25 protein-coding genes are annotated in these 14,370 nt (G+C 55.9%); 14 read left to right on the forward strand and 11 right to left on the reverse strand.

Features of this window, described 5'->3' with window-relative positions; translation table 11 throughout:
• Positions 1–178: 178 nt before the first annotated feature.
• Both GMO_RS14150 and GMO_RS13525 read left to right on the forward strand, forming a co-directional pair.
• Positions 179–622, forward strand: a complete 444-nt coding sequence (locus GMO_RS14150) for a hypothetical protein (protein ID WP_139064391.1) — start codon at positions 179–181, stop codon at positions 620–622.
• Positions 619–1,293, forward strand: coding sequence for a BRO-N domain-containing protein (locus tag GMO_RS13525; protein WP_050801414.1), 675 nt, complete (start codon positions 619–621; stop codon positions 1,291–1,293). The genes GMO_RS14150 and GMO_RS13525 overlap by 4 nt, the downstream gene beginning before the upstream one ends.
• A gap of 30 nt (positions 1,294–1,323) precedes the next feature.
• On the opposite strand, the gene GMO_RS05460 is transcribed toward GMO_RS13525, so the two are convergent.
• The 10 genes from GMO_RS05460 to GMO_RS14965 all read right to left on the reverse strand — a co-directional run bounded on the left by GMO_RS05460 (position 1,324) and on the right by GMO_RS14965 (position 6,841).
• A complete protein-coding gene (locus GMO_RS05460; RefSeq protein ID WP_008851313.1) occupies positions 1,324–1,935 on the reverse strand; it encodes a DUF3164 family protein in 612 nt (203 codons plus the stop codon).
• Positions 1,935–2,201: a hypothetical protein gene (locus tag GMO_RS14535; protein ID WP_083813617.1), complete on the reverse strand. Its 267-nt coding sequence runs from the start codon at positions 2,199–2,201 to the stop codon at positions 1,935–1,937. The genes GMO_RS05460 and GMO_RS14535 overlap by 1 nt, the downstream gene beginning before the upstream one ends.
• Before the next feature lie 46 nt (positions 2,202–2,247).
• On the reverse strand, positions 2,248–3,099 hold the full coding sequence (locus GMO_RS05465; protein WP_040508326.1) for a tyrosine-type recombinase/integrase: 852 nt from the start codon (positions 3,097–3,099) through the stop codon (positions 2,248–2,250).
• A gap of 692 nt (positions 3,100–3,791) precedes the next feature.
• On the reverse strand, positions 3,792–4,313 hold the full coding sequence (locus tag GMO_RS05475) for a hypothetical protein (RefSeq protein WP_008851316.1): 522 nt from the start codon (positions 4,311–4,313) through the stop codon (positions 3,792–3,794).
• A gap of 12 nt (positions 4,314–4,325) precedes the next feature.
• Positions 4,326–4,553, reverse strand: a complete 228-nt coding sequence (locus GMO_RS05480) for a hypothetical protein (protein WP_139064392.1) — start codon at positions 4,551–4,553, stop codon at positions 4,326–4,328.
• Positions 4,550–4,732 (reverse strand): hypothetical protein, encoded by a 183-nt coding sequence (locus GMO_RS05485; protein WP_008851318.1) that lies wholly within the window; start codon positions 4,730–4,732, stop codon positions 4,550–4,552. Before GMO_RS05485 ends, GMO_RS05480 begins: the two co-directional genes overlap by 4 nt.
• Positions 4,729–5,934 carry a hypothetical protein gene (locus GMO_RS05490; RefSeq protein WP_008851319.1) on the reverse strand — a complete coding sequence of 402 codons (1,206 nt, stop codon included), beginning with the start codon at positions 5,932–5,934 and terminating at the stop codon, positions 4,729–4,731. The genes GMO_RS05485 and GMO_RS05490 overlap by 4 nt, the downstream gene beginning before the upstream one ends.
• A 2-nt stretch (positions 5,935–5,936) precedes the next feature.
• Entirely contained in the window at positions 5,937–6,239 is a 303-nt protein-coding gene (locus GMO_RS05495; RefSeq protein WP_008851320.1) for a hypothetical protein, read from the reverse strand.
• Positions 6,240–6,247: 8 nt separating this feature from the next.
• Positions 6,248–6,547 carry a hypothetical protein gene (locus GMO_RS05500; protein WP_008851321.1) on the reverse strand — a complete coding sequence of 100 codons (300 nt, stop codon included), beginning with the start codon at positions 6,545–6,547 and terminating at the stop codon, positions 6,248–6,250.
• Positions 6,548–6,559: 12 nt separating this feature from the next.
• Complete coding sequence (locus GMO_RS14965; protein ID WP_083813618.1) at positions 6,560–6,841, reverse strand: GcrA family cell cycle regulator; 282 nt, start codon at positions 6,839–6,841, stop codon at positions 6,560–6,562.
• Between the two features lie 77 nt (positions 6,842–6,918).
• Here GMO_RS14965 and GMO_RS05505 point away from each other — a divergent pair, with 77 nt between their 5' ends.
• From GMO_RS05505 to GMO_RS05520, 4 genes are all read left to right on the forward strand, one after another.
• Positions 6,919–7,233, forward strand: a complete 315-nt coding sequence (locus tag GMO_RS05505; protein ID WP_040508329.1) for a hypothetical protein — start codon at positions 6,919–6,921, stop codon at positions 7,231–7,233.
• Positions 7,234–7,862: 629 nt separating this feature from the next.
• The gene (locus GMO_RS13530; protein WP_175282589.1) at positions 7,863–8,228 is read left to right on the forward strand and encodes a helix-turn-helix domain-containing protein; all 366 of its coding nucleotides are present in this window, start codon (positions 7,863–7,865) and stop codon (positions 8,226–8,228) included.
• Positions 8,229–8,346: 118 nt separating this feature from the next.
• On the forward strand, positions 8,347–8,733 hold the full coding sequence (locus tag GMO_RS05515; protein WP_008851323.1) for a hypothetical protein: 387 nt from the start codon (positions 8,347–8,349) through the stop codon (positions 8,731–8,733).
• Positions 8,730–8,975, forward strand: coding sequence for a hypothetical protein (locus tag GMO_RS05520; protein ID WP_139064393.1), 246 nt, complete (start codon positions 8,730–8,732; stop codon positions 8,973–8,975). The genes GMO_RS05515 and GMO_RS05520 overlap by 4 nt, the downstream gene beginning before the upstream one ends.
• On the opposite strand, the gene GMO_RS05525 is transcribed toward GMO_RS05520, so the two are convergent.
• Entirely contained in the window at positions 8,948–9,397 is a 450-nt protein-coding gene (locus tag GMO_RS05525; RefSeq protein WP_040508330.1) for a hypothetical protein, read from the reverse strand. The two genes, GMO_RS05520 and GMO_RS05525, sit on opposite strands and share 28 nt — an antisense overlap.
• On the opposite strand from GMO_RS05525, the gene GMO_RS14375 reads away from it, so the two are divergent.
• From GMO_RS14375 to GMO_RS13840, 8 genes are all read left to right on the forward strand, one after another.
• A complete protein-coding gene (locus GMO_RS14375; RefSeq protein WP_175282586.1) occupies positions 9,390–9,545 on the forward strand; it encodes a hypothetical protein in 156 nt (51 codons plus the stop codon). The genes GMO_RS05525 and GMO_RS14375 overlap by 8 nt on opposite strands.
• Positions 9,532–9,777, forward strand: a complete 246-nt coding sequence (locus tag GMO_RS05530) for a hypothetical protein (protein WP_050801416.1) — start codon at positions 9,532–9,534, stop codon at positions 9,775–9,777. The genes GMO_RS14375 and GMO_RS05530 overlap by 14 nt, the downstream gene beginning before the upstream one ends.
• Before the next feature lie 296 nt (positions 9,778–10,073).
• Positions 10,074–10,217 (forward strand): hypothetical protein, encoded by a 144-nt coding sequence (locus GMO_RS14380; RefSeq protein WP_008851327.1) that lies wholly within the window; start codon positions 10,074–10,076, stop codon positions 10,215–10,217.
• Positions 10,218–10,264: 47 nt separating this feature from the next.
• On the forward strand, positions 10,265–10,711 hold the full coding sequence (locus GMO_RS05535; RefSeq protein ID WP_139064395.1) for a hypothetical protein: 447 nt from the start codon (positions 10,265–10,267) through the stop codon (positions 10,709–10,711).
• Entirely contained in the window at positions 10,711–11,058 is a 348-nt protein-coding gene (locus GMO_RS05540; protein ID WP_050801417.1) for a hypothetical protein, read from the forward strand. Before GMO_RS05535 ends, GMO_RS05540 begins: the two co-directional genes overlap by 1 nt.
• Positions 11,059–11,446: 388 nt before the next feature.
• Positions 11,447–11,656 carry a hypothetical protein gene (locus tag GMO_RS14155; protein ID WP_139064396.1) on the forward strand — a complete coding sequence of 70 codons (210 nt, stop codon included), beginning with the start codon at positions 11,447–11,449 and terminating at the stop codon, positions 11,654–11,656.
• 190 nt (positions 11,657–11,846) lie between these two features.
• Positions 11,847–12,980: a tyrosine-type recombinase/integrase gene (locus tag GMO_RS05555; protein ID WP_008851330.1), complete on the forward strand. Its 1,134-nt coding sequence runs from the start codon at positions 11,847–11,849 to the stop codon at positions 12,978–12,980.
• 603 nt (positions 12,981–13,583) lie between these two features.
• Entirely contained in the window at positions 13,584–14,258 is a 675-nt protein-coding gene (locus GMO_RS13840; protein ID WP_245528442.1) for a hypothetical protein, read from the forward strand.
• The last annotated feature ends 112 nt before the right edge of the window (positions 14,259–14,370 follow it).

Below are 14,370 nucleotides of genomic sequence, written 5' to 3' on the forward strand. Positions count from 1 at the left end.
CAAGCAAGGGCTGCTGCACGCGAGAGCGAACTTCCTCGCTCTCGACCCTAGGGCGTCCCATCTTTTTGCGCGCAATAAGTGTTGACATTGCATACTATATACGCGCATATAGTCCGGGCGGCAACAGGAAATCCAACCTTCCTGAGCCGCCCTAACCTCCGACAAGGGAAGACCCCCCATGCCAAAGGCTAATCACGCCTCTACCACATCCCGTCGGGCTATGCTCGCCGGACTTGCTTCTTTGCCAGCCGTGAGTGTCGCTCATGCTGCCTCTAAAAACCCCGATGCTCAGGTTGTGAGACTTTGCACTCAATACAGAGCAGTTCGTCAGGAGGTAGTCCGCCTTGATTTCGCACCACTGTTGCCATTTGGCTCACCGGCGGCACGGGCAGAGGAAGCACTCAGGACAGAACTCGTAGAGGCGTCTGATCAGCTTCTGCAAAAGCTTTCTGAGACGCCCGCAACCTCCCTGACAGGCTTGCACGCCAAGGCACAGACCGTTCTACTGTACCTGCCTGTTTACATCGATGAGTTTGAAGCCCACCCGGAAGACCCGGAAATCACATTCATCCACGCCTTCGCCGCAGATGTTATCGCCTTGGCCGAAAGGGGGCTGTCATGAGCGGCCTCGTCCCTTTCAACTTCGAAAATCATTCTGTCCGTGTAGTGATGCAAGATGGACAGCCTTGGTGGATGCTCACCGATGTTTGCGCTGCTCTAGAGATTAAGAATGCTCCACATGCCGCTACCAGGCTCGATGACGACGAAAAGGCGACTATCGTTAATAGCGATAGTGGGAATCTCAACGCAGATCGCACGATCATCAACGAAAGCGGTCTCTACAGCCTGATCTTTACGAGCCGCAAGGCATCAGCCAAGCGCTTCAAAAAATGGGTCACGTCAGAAGTCCTCCCAACGATCCGTAAAACGGGATCGTTCTCAATGGGACCAACTGTGCCACCCGTTCTTCCGGTCTGGGCCTCCGAAAATCTTTCTGACCGGATCGCCTTCATCCGTGAAACGCGCCTGATCTTTGGCGAAGCAGATGCGCTCTGGGCCTGGGAGCAGATGGGAATGCCACTACCACCGATGTGGGAAGCTTCACTTGAGGATATTGTCGCAGGACAAAAGAACATGTCCTATGCCGAGGCGGTTGGCGACTGCATGGACTCAGTTCAGAAATATCGGATCCGTGACAGTGAGCCCCAGCTTCCCGGCCAGAGGAAAGGGGCAAGTCAGAAGGAAGTAGCGCAGGAACGGATCACAATCACCCGAACGGTGAAGAAGCAGTAAGTCCAGTGGGTGCCTTTGATGGCACCCACTTCAAGCCTTAGCCAGTTCCAGGGGAATTTGCTGATAGCTTTCGCTGCCCTCGGGCCGCTCATAGAAACGCAGATAACTGCGCGTTGAGTCGATCCGCACAGATGCGGTGATAGCATCCATTGCGCGCATCCATTCTTCATCCTCGATGCTGTAGCGGCGCAAGCCAAGGATCTTGGTGGTGTTCAGCCGGCCTTCCTTGCCGACATCGAAAGCATCCAGCACGATCGCTTTGATGTTCTGGTTTGCGCCCTCACTCCAGCGCGTAAGACAGCTATCGATCAGATCCTTGGCGATCTGCAATTCGGGTCCGAACGTGATGAAGTCCCCGATCGCCACCAGAACCCGCAGACGTCCGTCATACGTCTTGAGGGAGACATTCCCTTTGCTGCCCCCGCGCTTGGCGCCATACTTCTCAGCGAGCAGATCGAGGAAGCTCTGGATCTCGATCATCCCATCGCGACGAAACGAGACCATCTGCTCTCGAAGGCCGCAGGCTTTCGCCACAAGACCTCGCACCAGTTCATCCTGAAGGAGATCTTCAGGCCGAACGTTTGCGACAGGCACAAGGCGGCCGGCCGCATCTTCCATGAAACCGTCAGGAACATTGCTCATCAGGATACCTCATGCAGCTGTTCATCGCGCCGGGTTTGCGCCACGCCATGGGCATGGTCCGCTTCCCTGGCGGCCCAAACTCGGATCCCCGGGATGCGGGAGTTTCGTGCGATCCGCTCGTATCGATGCGCTGCCCGGACCCAGAAGTCGACGTTTTCAGCTCGGATCTCGTCCAGTGTTTCCGGGCGTCTCCGATAGCGGGGAGCATGATCGGCCTGAGCTGGACGACGCGAGGGAGCAGGATGGCGAGTGGAACGAGGCGGCATTGTCTATTTCCCAAGCGGAGAGACCACACTCCACACCACGTGAAGGTCAATCTCTCAGGTAATTTCCCGAACCGTCCCCGTCGCGGACGTGGGTATATCTTGTCGTGGTAGCCAAGGAACTGTGTCCAAGCGTCGCCTGGACAACATGCGCAGGAGCGCCGTTGTCCAAGGCATGTGATGCATTGGCGTGCCGGAGCCAGTGCGGTGAAATCGCTTCTGACAATCCGGCACGCCGCGCGGCCCGCTTCACGAGGCGATTTGCTGCTCTCAAATGAAGCGGGCCCCCGTCGTGGCCGGGGACAACCGGCGCATTGCTGCGGTTGTCGACTCTCAGCGCCACGAGCTCTTTCCACAGCTTTGCAGGAACCGGGACGCTCCGCGTCTTGTTCCCTTTGCCAAACACAGAGGCGATGCCCCCCTGTTGGCGCCGTGTCATATCTCTCCAGGTCAGGCCGCACAGTTCGGAGATGCGAAGGCCAAGAAAGTACAAGACCTTCAATGCCGCACGACGACGCGGACATTCCTCCTGGTCGATCATCTTCCTGACATCCTCCTCAGAGAGGATGCGTTCACTGAGACGGTCGCGCTCTTTCTCGATGCGGATCGCTGCGCCAACGTCAACAGACAGGAAGCCGACGCGCACGCCAAATGACAGGGCCGATTTCACGGAGGCGAGCTTTCGTCTCCGCGTAGCATCGGCGCCTTCAAGGCTGTCGTACCATTCCTGCAGATCCTCAAGCGTGACCTCGAGGAACGGTTTGGCGCTCCACGCACGAAAAGATTCCACGTCCGCCCGATAGGCCCGAGCCGTGTTCTCGGAGCGGTTGTGGAGCCACATTTTCATGAGACGATCGTCGTCAGAGATATTGGGCGTTTTCCCCGCCGCTGCTGGCGCCATTCGTCCAACTCTCTAACAAGTCATTGATACATATAAGTTTTCATCCTCATTTGAGGCATGAAAAAACGTCAGATAACAGGTATTATCTGACGGCTTTCAGGGGGATATTCAGAGTTATCTGACACGCCGCCCAACGGGCCATGTCAGATAACTCTGCGTTATCATGACGCTTTCGGAGCCCTTCAATCGGAAGGCGCGCCACCCTTTTTTCTTCCGCAGTCACCCAGTCTCGGGCCTCGCCCAAGCACTGATCTGACAACTCCCCGCGGGAAGGTTTCTCCTCGCCGTGCTTCGGCATCACGCTGCACAGCGAGAATGATTTCCCCGTGAAGAGGTGAGGAGACGCTCATGACGCGAGCATCCCAGGCATTCTTCTGCCATTTCGGCCGCGCACAACGTGCGACGACTGTTGCAATCGAAGGAAAATCCGGCAGCAGAACATCTGAGCGATGAATATATGTCCGGTTCTGGATGAGCGGGACGCAGAGAGCGTCCTGGTCTCGAACCGCCAGGATCACAAAATGATCTCTGCCGCGTAGGCATACCTCGCCCACGCTCGCCGCTGCGAGTTTTCGCATTCTGATTCGCTTTTGTGGGGAAGGGGCAAAATGCCAACAAAAAAGGCGTGGCCCGGTTATCCGGACACACGCCATCGAAGATTTTAGACTGTTACGCTGCCCAGCTGGGCCAGGTCAAACAATTTTTATCCGGACAGCATTGCAGTCGAAATACTCCACAAGCTGTTCCAGCAGGAGATCGATTGCCCCGACAATCTGCTTCCGATCGCGCTGGTAATGCATTGCGATACGGGAAACAGAAAGCCCCTCGATAACAAGGAGAGTGAGCATATCTGAGGCGCGTCGCCCCAGAGAACGACGGACACCCTCATACCGAGCAACGGCCTGAGCGCGTGCAATCATCATATCATGGATGTCGCCACGCCGCCCTGACCGGTATCGTTCAGGATCAGTCGCACCCTCCACGCCTGTTTCATAATCGCGAGCCCATTTTTCGGCCGCTTTCACCTGGGCGGCAGAAATAGTTCCGTTCTGGAGAAGTCCGTAAAGGCCGGCTCCTCTGCGCAGAACTGTAACGGGGACTTCCTCTTTTTTGTCGGTCAACTTCACGTCGACCAAAGTCATTTTTCCTGCCAGCGCCCCTTCGAGCGGGGCACTGTCTTCAGCTTGGCCAGAGGCCAGAGCAGCAATGGTCATCAGAACTCCACATCAGGTGTGGTTGCGGCGTACAAATCGGCCACTTGAATCCCGGCGCTGTTGCTTTCGGGTCAAACGGGCCTGAAGGGTCGAAGCCTCCAGGGCTTTTTCCGCCAGGCGCTGTTCGAGCTTGGCAATCTGGCGCTTGGCCATGGCCAGCTCATCACATACCGAGCGGAATTCTGGTCCTGCCACCAGTGAGATGGCGGAGCGCTTGAGCGAGGAGAACGGCTCCATCACGGTGCTGATCCCGAGGCGATGCAGAAAGCCTTGTTCTCTGCTTCATCTCTGGTCTGTTTCAGGAACTGAGCAGCACCGACTGCGCAGGCTTCTTTGTCTGTCATGGGAATGGAGAGCATTTTCCAGCCGCTGTAACTGGATGCAAAGACCATCATGATCAGATACCAGGGAGCAATCATGCTGCCTGTCCCTTTGGGCGGTACCAGGCAAGATAGGCTTCCCGTGTGACTTCGCAGCTTGGCAGCTTCTGCTGACGGGCCTTTGCAGGCCAGTCACGCTCGAGGGCCGTGAGATCCCGATGATGCGTGAACATTTCGCTGCGCAGCTTGAGCGCGCGCCCGTAAGCCTCAACGGCTTCCTTTTCCCAGGCGTCCCTTTCAGGATCCGGCGTCTCCGGCTCAGGCTGAGCCGTTGATACCCCGGCCTGATGATCAGCCCAGAAGCGTTCGATGGGCTTGCGATAAACGGACATCTTATCCGGCGTATCGCCGTTCAGGGCCATTTTCTCGCAATGCTGCTTCACAGCTTCGACGAGGATGTCTGCGGGTATGCCTGAAATCAGATACTTTCGGCAGATGCTCTTTGCGAACCCGGCCTGCCGCTCTTCCAGCCGCCCGACCTTCAGCACCCGCGCCACGATCTGGCTGAGTTCGGCCTCAGAAATCCTGATCGGGGAAATTTCGGTTTCGGTTGGTTCGGTAGATTTAGAATTAGAAGGGGATATATCTTTCTCTGATTCTAGATCTACGGGAAACCTAATATCCTGATCTGAACCTAATTCGGAAACCAAACCCTGTTTTTCAAAATGGGTTTGGTTTTTCCCTTCGGATCCAGAGATCACACTGACAAGGGGCATCTGGCGCTGTTTGCGCTGCACGTTTTCGGCTTCTGCCAGGCGGCGGGCATAGGCTTCCTCTTTCGTCTCTCCCGCGCGTGGCCGGCCGCCGCGAAGTCCGTTCCTGGGAGACGTGATGACCCGGACGGATGCACCCTGTGGCACATCGCCGGCGAGCTGACGCACCTCGAGTTCTGCCTGGCGCGCTTCACGCTCTGCCTTGGCAGCGACCCTTTCAGCGCGACGGATCTGCCTTTCGACCAGGTGCGGGCTGTAGAGAGCTCCGTCTGTATCGCGTTGCATGTATCCGTACTGGATGAGGGAAGGGACGACGCGCTCGAGGACGGCTTCATCCTCGCGCGCCAGCCGCGCTATCTGCCTGTTATCAAGAGGTGTTCCCCCGATACGGAAGATCACGTCTTTGGCCTGCTTCAGGGCATCACGAAGGGAATGGAATACGCCACGCTGCTCGGCCGGAAGGGCGTACAGGAAGCCAAGAGAGGGCAGCGCTGCACGATCGAAGGTTTCAGGGACGGCCGGCTGCATGGTCAGTGCCCTCGCGACATGAGGATTTCGTCGCACTGGTTCGTCAGGCGTTCGAACGCATCGCGCATCTCCAGCAGTGACTCATCATGGGCGGCACGCTCGCTCTCGAGCGCGGCCCTGAGCTGGTCGCGTTCATTGATAAGGGCGGTACTCAGCGAGTCTGCCTTGTGCAGGGCCAAGCGCCACTTCCCGACATCAAGCACCAGGCCGGAGTGAACCGTCAGTCTCAGCACTCCGAAGCTGAGGGAGCGGGGAGGACCTTTGCGGTAGCCAAAACCGAGGCGGCGGCCGATCTCAGCCGTCACGCCAGATGCTATTCTTTCTCTGTGAGGCATCTCTGCTCCCGCACTTTTCTGAAGATTTCGTCCGCAAGTTCGTCGCACTCGACCATCATGCGCATCAGTTCGTCTCCGCGCGGCGCACAGGATCCAGACATCCAGTTCCGGGCTGTGCGCGGGCTGACTTCTCCCATCTGGGCGATGCGTTTTGCCGCATGGCGCCCGTTCCCGAACCGCCCCCGAAGCACGCGCGCAACAAGATCCGCGCAGCTCTCGATCTGGCCAGGAAGTGAAAACGGAAAGAAGTTGCCGTCTTTCGCACGAGACTCTGCCATTCGAATCCTCCATCATCCCTTTGTGAGTGGGGTTGATGGGGATTCGAAAGAAGCTCTTTTGGCTCGGGCCGGAGCTACCAACTCCGGCCCATTTTCCTGTCCTCTGACACGCACCGTCCCGCTGCGCCCGTAATAGAGCAGCCTGCTGAGTTCAGTGCTGGTGAGCCTGGAATCTGGAATGACCGAGAGACTGGTATGACAGGGGCAGTAGGGACCGCCGCCAGAAACTGGATCACCGCAATAGCGGAAGCCGGTTTCTTTCGGGTCTCCAAATGGCCAGCGGCATCCGCGCATGATTTTACAGCCTCCCTTTCGCGAGAGAGGCAGCCGTTACGTCCGGAGCATTGCCGCCCCGGACGCGCTGGATCACCATGGGGCTGCAACACACAACCATGGAGATTCGGATGTCACAGAAGCTTCGGCCCATCCTTTTGTCAGCCAAGCGACAGAAGGACGGTCGGTTGAAAGTGAAAGTCAAAGTGCCGATGCAGGACGCACCCGAGGAAAACTGGCCCACCGTCAGTTTCTTCCTCGTGGGTGACAGGGCGAACGGCTCATATCCCCTGGAAGCCCTGATCGGAGAATCCTTGAAAGAAATCGCCCGAAGCGCGACCGAAACCGCTCAGAAGCTTCCGTCCTTACCAAGGGATTTTTATATGAAAGCTCACACCGCAGGCAGTCATTAACGTTGGAGAAGGTTAATTCCTCGGCCCCGGGAAGGTTCTGGATCTCCAAGAGGAGCATATCCAGACGGTGCATTAGAGAGGGAAGCCCCAGGCCTCTCAGTCCTCGCGGCCTATCAGCCATGTTTTGAAGGCGACGGCTAATAGACAGGAAGGCGGCATTAACCCCTTCGATGTCTTCTAAAGTCGCTTTTACCGCTTCCTCAACTTGAGGGAGCGGCCCATTTTCTTTGTACCAGATCGAGCTACGAAGCTGTTGCAGCGTAAAGAGATCACCAGAATTCGGGGATCGAATGCAGTTCTCTTTCGCCTCTGCAGAGCAATGACGGAGATTATCCTGAGATGATGCCCTCATGCCGCTTGCTCCGCCTCAAAAAGATCGGGGCGAAGTTGCTCGGGACTTTTCCCGGTCAGTTCAGAAACCGTTCGCAGATGCCACTTAGGCACTCTTGTCCATTGCGAAACAGCAGCTTTGCTGATTCCACATCTCTGGGCGATCTCAGTGACCGCCCCTCTACGGGACCGGATTTCGTTAAGAGTGTCATCGCTCATGCCGTCTTGTTACCGGAGTTAATAATTTCCAGCAATAGAATTAACAGGCCGACATGATAGGGGTCTGCCATGCGGGTGGAATGACGACGCCCAAACCTTCCCGTAAGAAGTCCCCGACCCCTGCTTCAATAGCGATGGGGCAAAGGATCAGAACACAACGAGAACATTTAGGGTTTACCCAAGCTAAACTTGCGGCCATGTTAGGGGTCACTGTGAATGCGATAGCCCAGTACGAAACTGGGCGGGCGTCACCAAGGAGGGAGCGTGTTCCGGCGCTTTTGGAGGCTTTGGGTAAGTCAATCGGCTGGCTACTTACTGGGGATGACCCCGTCGAAGCCGTAAAGGCTCAGACCGAGCAAGAGCAGACGATTCTCTTGAAAGCCCGCGAATTGTCTCCTGATGCGCAGGATATCCTTATCAAAATGATAGATGCTCTCAAAAAATAATATTAACGGCGGTAATATTTTTCTTGCTCCACCTTGTTACCGGAGTTAACAGTCTTCCATCGCCCAATACGATGGAGATTGGACAGTGGACACCCACACAAAGTCAGCATGTGAAGGAATGGCCTGCTCCCTTCGTGAGCGCCTTCCGAAGCCTTCTCAGGTCATCGAGATAGAGGTCCGCCTCAGGAAGAAGCACTTCCTGTCGCCTCTGAATCAGGCTCTGGCCTATGCATCCTCGAACGCGGAAGTTCAGGCTGCCCTCGACAGTATCAAGGCAGACTATCCAGACGTTTATCGCGCTCACCTTGAAGCCAAGCATGCGTCGCTGCACCGCCTTGCGCCAGCATGGCTGTGTCTGAATTTTGCTGATTTCTGGGAAAGCGCCATCCGGGACGCGCAGTTCCCGGTCGGCAGCCCCTTCAGCCTGCTCTTTCAGGACTTGGCCAACACATGGCGTAACCGCGCGCCCTCCCGCCAGATCTCGCATGTAGGAGGTGTGGCATGAACGATCGAGTGCAACAGCTTGCCCTCACGATAGCCAAGCATCTGGACGGCGAGAGTGTCGGCGACGGGATGATGGTTCTGGCCGCGCTGGCTTCATCAATTCTTATCCGGTCAACGCCGAATAAGGACACCGCTTTAAAAGCTGCAGATTTTCTCGCTGAAGCGACAAAAGACGGCATCAATCAAAACTGGGACAAACATCGGGCCATCAAGCATCAGTCTGAAACGGCAGGTGTAGCATGAAACAGCAGCCAGTGACTTTCATGAATGCCTGTACCCAGGAAGGGTTTGACCGCTTCCTCAGGTGTTCGATCGCCCCGTCGGTCCATAACAAGGCGCGGGATGTTCGAAACAGGATGGCCGCGTGCCAGAACCTGGCGACGCAGAACGCAAGCCTGAGCAATCATCGTGTCGCCCAGTCGTGGGGTGAATGAGCCTATGGCCTGGCGCAGGAGCTGGCCAGCCTTCTTTCCCTCAACTGTCTGCCCGAGCCGGTTCCTGCCATTCCGCCCCGGCCGCTCGATTGCCGACCTCTCACGGTATCTCCGCTGGAAGAGATCGAGGCGGCAGAAGCGGCCCGCACCCTGAAAGACTGGTGCACAGGGCAGGTTTTCCTCCTCCGCGGCTTCGTGGAGCGCATTCTTCGGGGAGGCCATCATGCTCATTGATCTGCCCGGCTCCATCGGCCCGATCATTCTGTGTCTGTACCTCTTCCTTTCCGGCTTCCTCACTGGGATGGGCCTGGAGCGTTTCCGCTACGTGGTCAGCATCTTCACTCCTGGCAAAGGGAGCGGATCCGATGAGCGCCAGTAGTCGCAGTTCCGACAAATTCTGCGTAGTCATGCTCGGGCGCCGTCCCGGCAGGTACAGCTCGAGGTTTACCGAGTATCTCAAGGCCGAGAAATTCGCCAAGGAGCAGGCCTCACGCCATTGCTGCGCCTTCGACATCTTCCGCGGACGGCGTCTGGTTGCCACGGCCTGCACGCCGAATTTCCAGGGGCAGGTCAAGGTCGACATGACCACTTACGGAGCGACCATCGCATGAGCCGGGTTCGTTGCATCCGTTCTCGCGCACCGGTCAGCCCTGAGATCGCAGGGAAGGGGGCTGAGCGATGAGATGCCCCTATGCCGGATTCCGCACCCTCCGTCGCCGCGCTGCGGAGATGGGATACGCGCCACGCAAAACCAATGGCGGCCACGTCTGCTGGACACATCCTTGCGGAGCCCTGGTCTTCGGATCGAGCACGCCAGGAGACCATCGAAACGAGCAGAACCTTCTCGCTTTGATGCGTCGGAAGCTTCGCCAGAGCGCCGCTGCATCAGCCTCCTGAGGACAATCTCATGTACCCATACATCCTCATCGCCCTGCTGGCCGGTCCCCAACGCTTGCCGTTCATGCATACGGAGCAGGGCAGTCCCTATTCGACTGTACCAAAGCAGAAAATCACCGCCATCCGCCTTGTCTGCAAACCGGAAGAGGACTGATCGTCATGACTGAGACTGGACAGAGGCGTCCAGGCCGAACCCGGGACATGCAGGTCTCCGAGCTGACCGTGCTCTTCAGGGCAAATATGCCATGGGACCAGGCCATGACCGCAGCCGATGCATTCGTTTCAGAGATCGAGGCGAGATGCGCAGAAGAACAGCGCCGGAAGGATGCAGAAGGGCAAGAGCCGTTCGCATATGTGTCGCAGGAGGATGCTAATACCCCGAAGAATGCTCATGGACTTGAGCAGTTCGGAGAGTATTGCGACAAAAAATATGAATACTTCCAAGTTCCCCTTTACACCCACCCCGCCAACGTAGCCGCGCTGAAGGCGAGGGTAAAGGTGCTGGAAGACGTCGGTCGTGGATACTTAAAAACCCAAGACGTGATCCACGAAAAAGGTCTTTTTGGGGCATCCCTAGACGAATTTAACTTGCGGGACGCTGCAAGAGATTCCTTTCGCGCTGCCCTCACACGCGAGGGAGGGGAGTGATGAGCAAAGTTCAAGAATGGCTAGAGAGCGGTGAGTATCTCCCGCCGTTCCTGCGCGATTTTCACGATCAGAAAGACATCTTCAAGTATCTTGATGAAGTCCGTGAGCGATCGGTCAAGAAAAACGGAGGGCAATATATGGATAACCTCACGTTCTCCGACGCACAGATCTACACGATCGACATCTTTCTATGGGTCATGGCGCGTCATGGATACACACTTCAGCGCAGCCGCAAGGGTCTGCTTTTCTCTGATCTGGATGACACGATAGCGCGCGCCAATAAATCACGGTCGGATACTTCTATCGGGCTTCTGAAAAGCCTCCTTTCAAAAGGAGACCCGGCATGAGCGGGCGGACGGATACGAGTCAATATGTCATCGTGGATTTGCGAGCAGAGTGGGCACGCAGACCATTTCTCACATTCTGGCGTCCCAATTTTGCAAGTTACGCATACCCGCTTTCGTGGGCTGGTGATTACACCAGGGCGGTCGTGATCGAAAAAGATGAATACCTGACGCGTCGCCGGTATTCCGTGACGACAGGAAGGTACACTGGAAGATGGGAGAGATTTGCCGTCCTGCGATCCGTCGCAGAAGCAATCGCCACTGCCCCGCCGCCTGGTCAAATCGATGGGGACGCTGGCCCTGTCGTGCTCAACAATAAAAAGAACCGGGATTACCTGATCGCAAACCGGCTGAGATTTTCACGGACAGCCATGGACGCGGAGGCGAGGGGATGAGTGATACAACAGACCCAAGGATTGAGGCGGAAGCACTGCTGGAAACTATCAAGGCGGAACTAAAGAGGGAAACTCAATACACGTCCGCGTCCGACAGCCGAACCGTTTCTGCTGGTTGGCTCAGAGATTGGTTTGGCATTCACCGCAAGCCAGCAAAAACCATCGCTTCGCATTGGTCGGATGAGCCGGAACCGGAGGCAAAATGAGTGAGCAAATAGTTCTCCGCAGCGTGGCGTCCGTACTTGCTGAAGATCTGCAAGGAATCATCGGGCGCACGAAGCTCCTGCATCATCTGAAAGAGGTGCCTGAGTTTAATGGAGCGCCAACCCATCGCCGGATCGGCATCAAGATCATGTTCCGCCCTGAAGACGTGCGAACCCTTATCGAAAGCCTGGAATGCCCCTCTCCATCGTCAAACGCAAAGGCAGGGAAGCGTTATACATCCGCGGAACCGTCCGAGGACAAAGCATATACGAATGCACTGGAACGGCTGACCCGGAGCAGGCGGAGGCTTTCCGCGCGAAACGGGAAGCGGAACTCTGGGAAGAATCAGTCTACGGCAAACGCGCTGTCGTAACCTTTGCTTCTGCTGTCTCGGCCTATCTTGAGGCAGAGCAGCGGAGCGAGACCACGCTGTTCCACATCGAGCGGCTGTTGCGCCATTTTGGCACACGCAAGCTCAACACGATCAAACAGCAAGATGTAGATCAAGCATACAAGGCAATCCTGACGAAAGGAACGGACGCCTCGCCAGCCACAAAGCTCCGGGGCGTGCTCACGCCACTCAGGGCAATTCTTGAGTTCGCAGCACTTCGGGATTGGTGCGACAAACCATCATTTGCCAGCCCGAAGATCGCACGCACAAAAATGCAATTCCTGCGTCCTGCCGAGGCAATCGATCTGGTGAATGAGGCCGCTCCCCATGTGCGACCGTTACTCGTGTTCCTGATTGGCACGGGAGCTCGCATGTCTGAAGCGCTTGAGCTGGACTGGCGGGATGTGGACCTTCCAGCTGCCCGCGCTGTTGTCTGGCAGAAACAGGATACAGAACGCCATATCGACCTTCCGCCTGTCGTGGTGCTGGCTCTGTCAGGGCTGCCTCATAGGGAAGGGCGAGTGTTCCGGCCGTATCGAGGCAAGACGATGGGCGAGGGATACCATGACACAGGACGCAATGGCGGCGGCCAAATCAAGAACGCATGGGCTTATGCCTGTGAACGAGCCGGATTCTCAGGAAGGGAACGCATCTGGACGCCAAAAGGATCGACCAAGGAGAAGCGTGCATTTGTTCCCGATCTCACGCCGCACTGCCTCCGTCACACGTGGGCGACCTGGCATTATTGTATCCACAAGGATTTGCTGAGGCTGAAGGAGGAAGGAGGATGGCAGACCATCAGCATCGTAACGCGATACGCCAAGAAGATGCCTGACTTTCATCGGGAAGCCGTCATCCGCTGGTTGGGATATACGGACTGGCCTGATATCGTCCTTACGTGCCAGATCGGGGCCACTCACGACAAAGGAGAATAAGTCATAGCAATATCAATAACTTACTTTGGAAACCCTTCGCCTTCACACGGCAGGGGTCACAGGTTCAATCCCTGTCGCGCCCACCATTCTAGACGGCTGTTTTCAGCTACTTTCCAGCATATAAATTATTATCTCCCCGGTTCAGGTCGGTCCATAGCAGGCCGGAATTATCCGTATCGCAGCATCCCGATCCGGGCCAGATCCGTACCATGAAACTCTGAGTTATCAGGTCGCTTCCGCTCGGGCCTGTACTTAGAGTCAAGTCTTGAGCCTAAATTTTAAAAAATTTGGTGCCATGGGACGATTACAGGCGGCTTGATCAGGACGTGTTTCTTCCTGAGGGAGATCGCAATGCTCGTTATAAACTTGTCTGCCTGCTTTATGAGGAGAACCAGAATGTTCGGTAATGGAAATCCGTTTGCCACAAGCAGATATTACTGTCAGTTGGATCAGGAAGATAGCGGTTTGACAAATACAGTGACTGCATCATGTCGCGGGTCAGATTGATTCACACGTTTAACACCTTAAAAATTTACCCAACTGAATCTTCCGAAGATCTCTAAACAACGTTGGTATTGCAATAAGCTTAATAAGGATTTCATCTTGCACAGTCCAGATTTCAGCTCGTGGCATAGTGCGTTGATAACGGTGCTTGGTCTGGCGTTATTTACCCTGCTTGGTATCGGTACGCGTCTTGTAATGATGCTGACGATTCAGCAGCGCAAGGAACGCTTGAATCGGCAAATTAACGAACGAGTCAAAACGCTGATTGCAGCATACAAAACATTAGGAGGCTCATTTACAGGAGACCTAACTGTCAGCCCGATCCATTTAAAGGATATAAAGGGCCGGAATGGCAATAACCAAGATATAACGTCTCTCGAGTTGTCAGGTAGCTCGGAACGTACTCGACGTATTCGAGACGCTGTCGAATCTGCTCTGTCAGATATTATTCTTCTTGGAACAAAAGAGCATGTCCGCATGGCTGCGAAGGCTGCATCCGAACTTGCACAAGGTCGCACTGTTCACACACATGATTTAGTTGTGGCATTGCGTGATTTCATCCGTAAAGCTTTGGATATCGAAAAAATACCTTCTGACCAAGAGCTTCCTCGCCAAGGTCCGAGCCGGCCTTCTGGTTCAGGCGGACGTGAAAAGGGAGAAAGCAGCAAAGACGGAGGAGGGAAAGGAGGGGGCGAAGGAGGCATGGTCGGCGGTATGGGCAGTACCATTCCCGCCGACAATGATCCGGATTCTGCGGCCAACCATCATACATGATTTCACGACGATCCGAGCGCACTTCTTGCCCGTTATTCTATCCCGACCGTGTCAATACGTTCCTCAGTTTCGTTACGGTGAACTGCTACACTCCCTTTGCTTGAGGCACGAA

This window comes from Gluconobacter morbifer G707, assembly GCF_000234355.1.
GTDB classification, from domain to species: domain Bacteria; phylum Pseudomonadota; class Alphaproteobacteria; order Acetobacterales; family Acetobacteraceae; genus Gluconobacter; species Gluconobacter morbifer.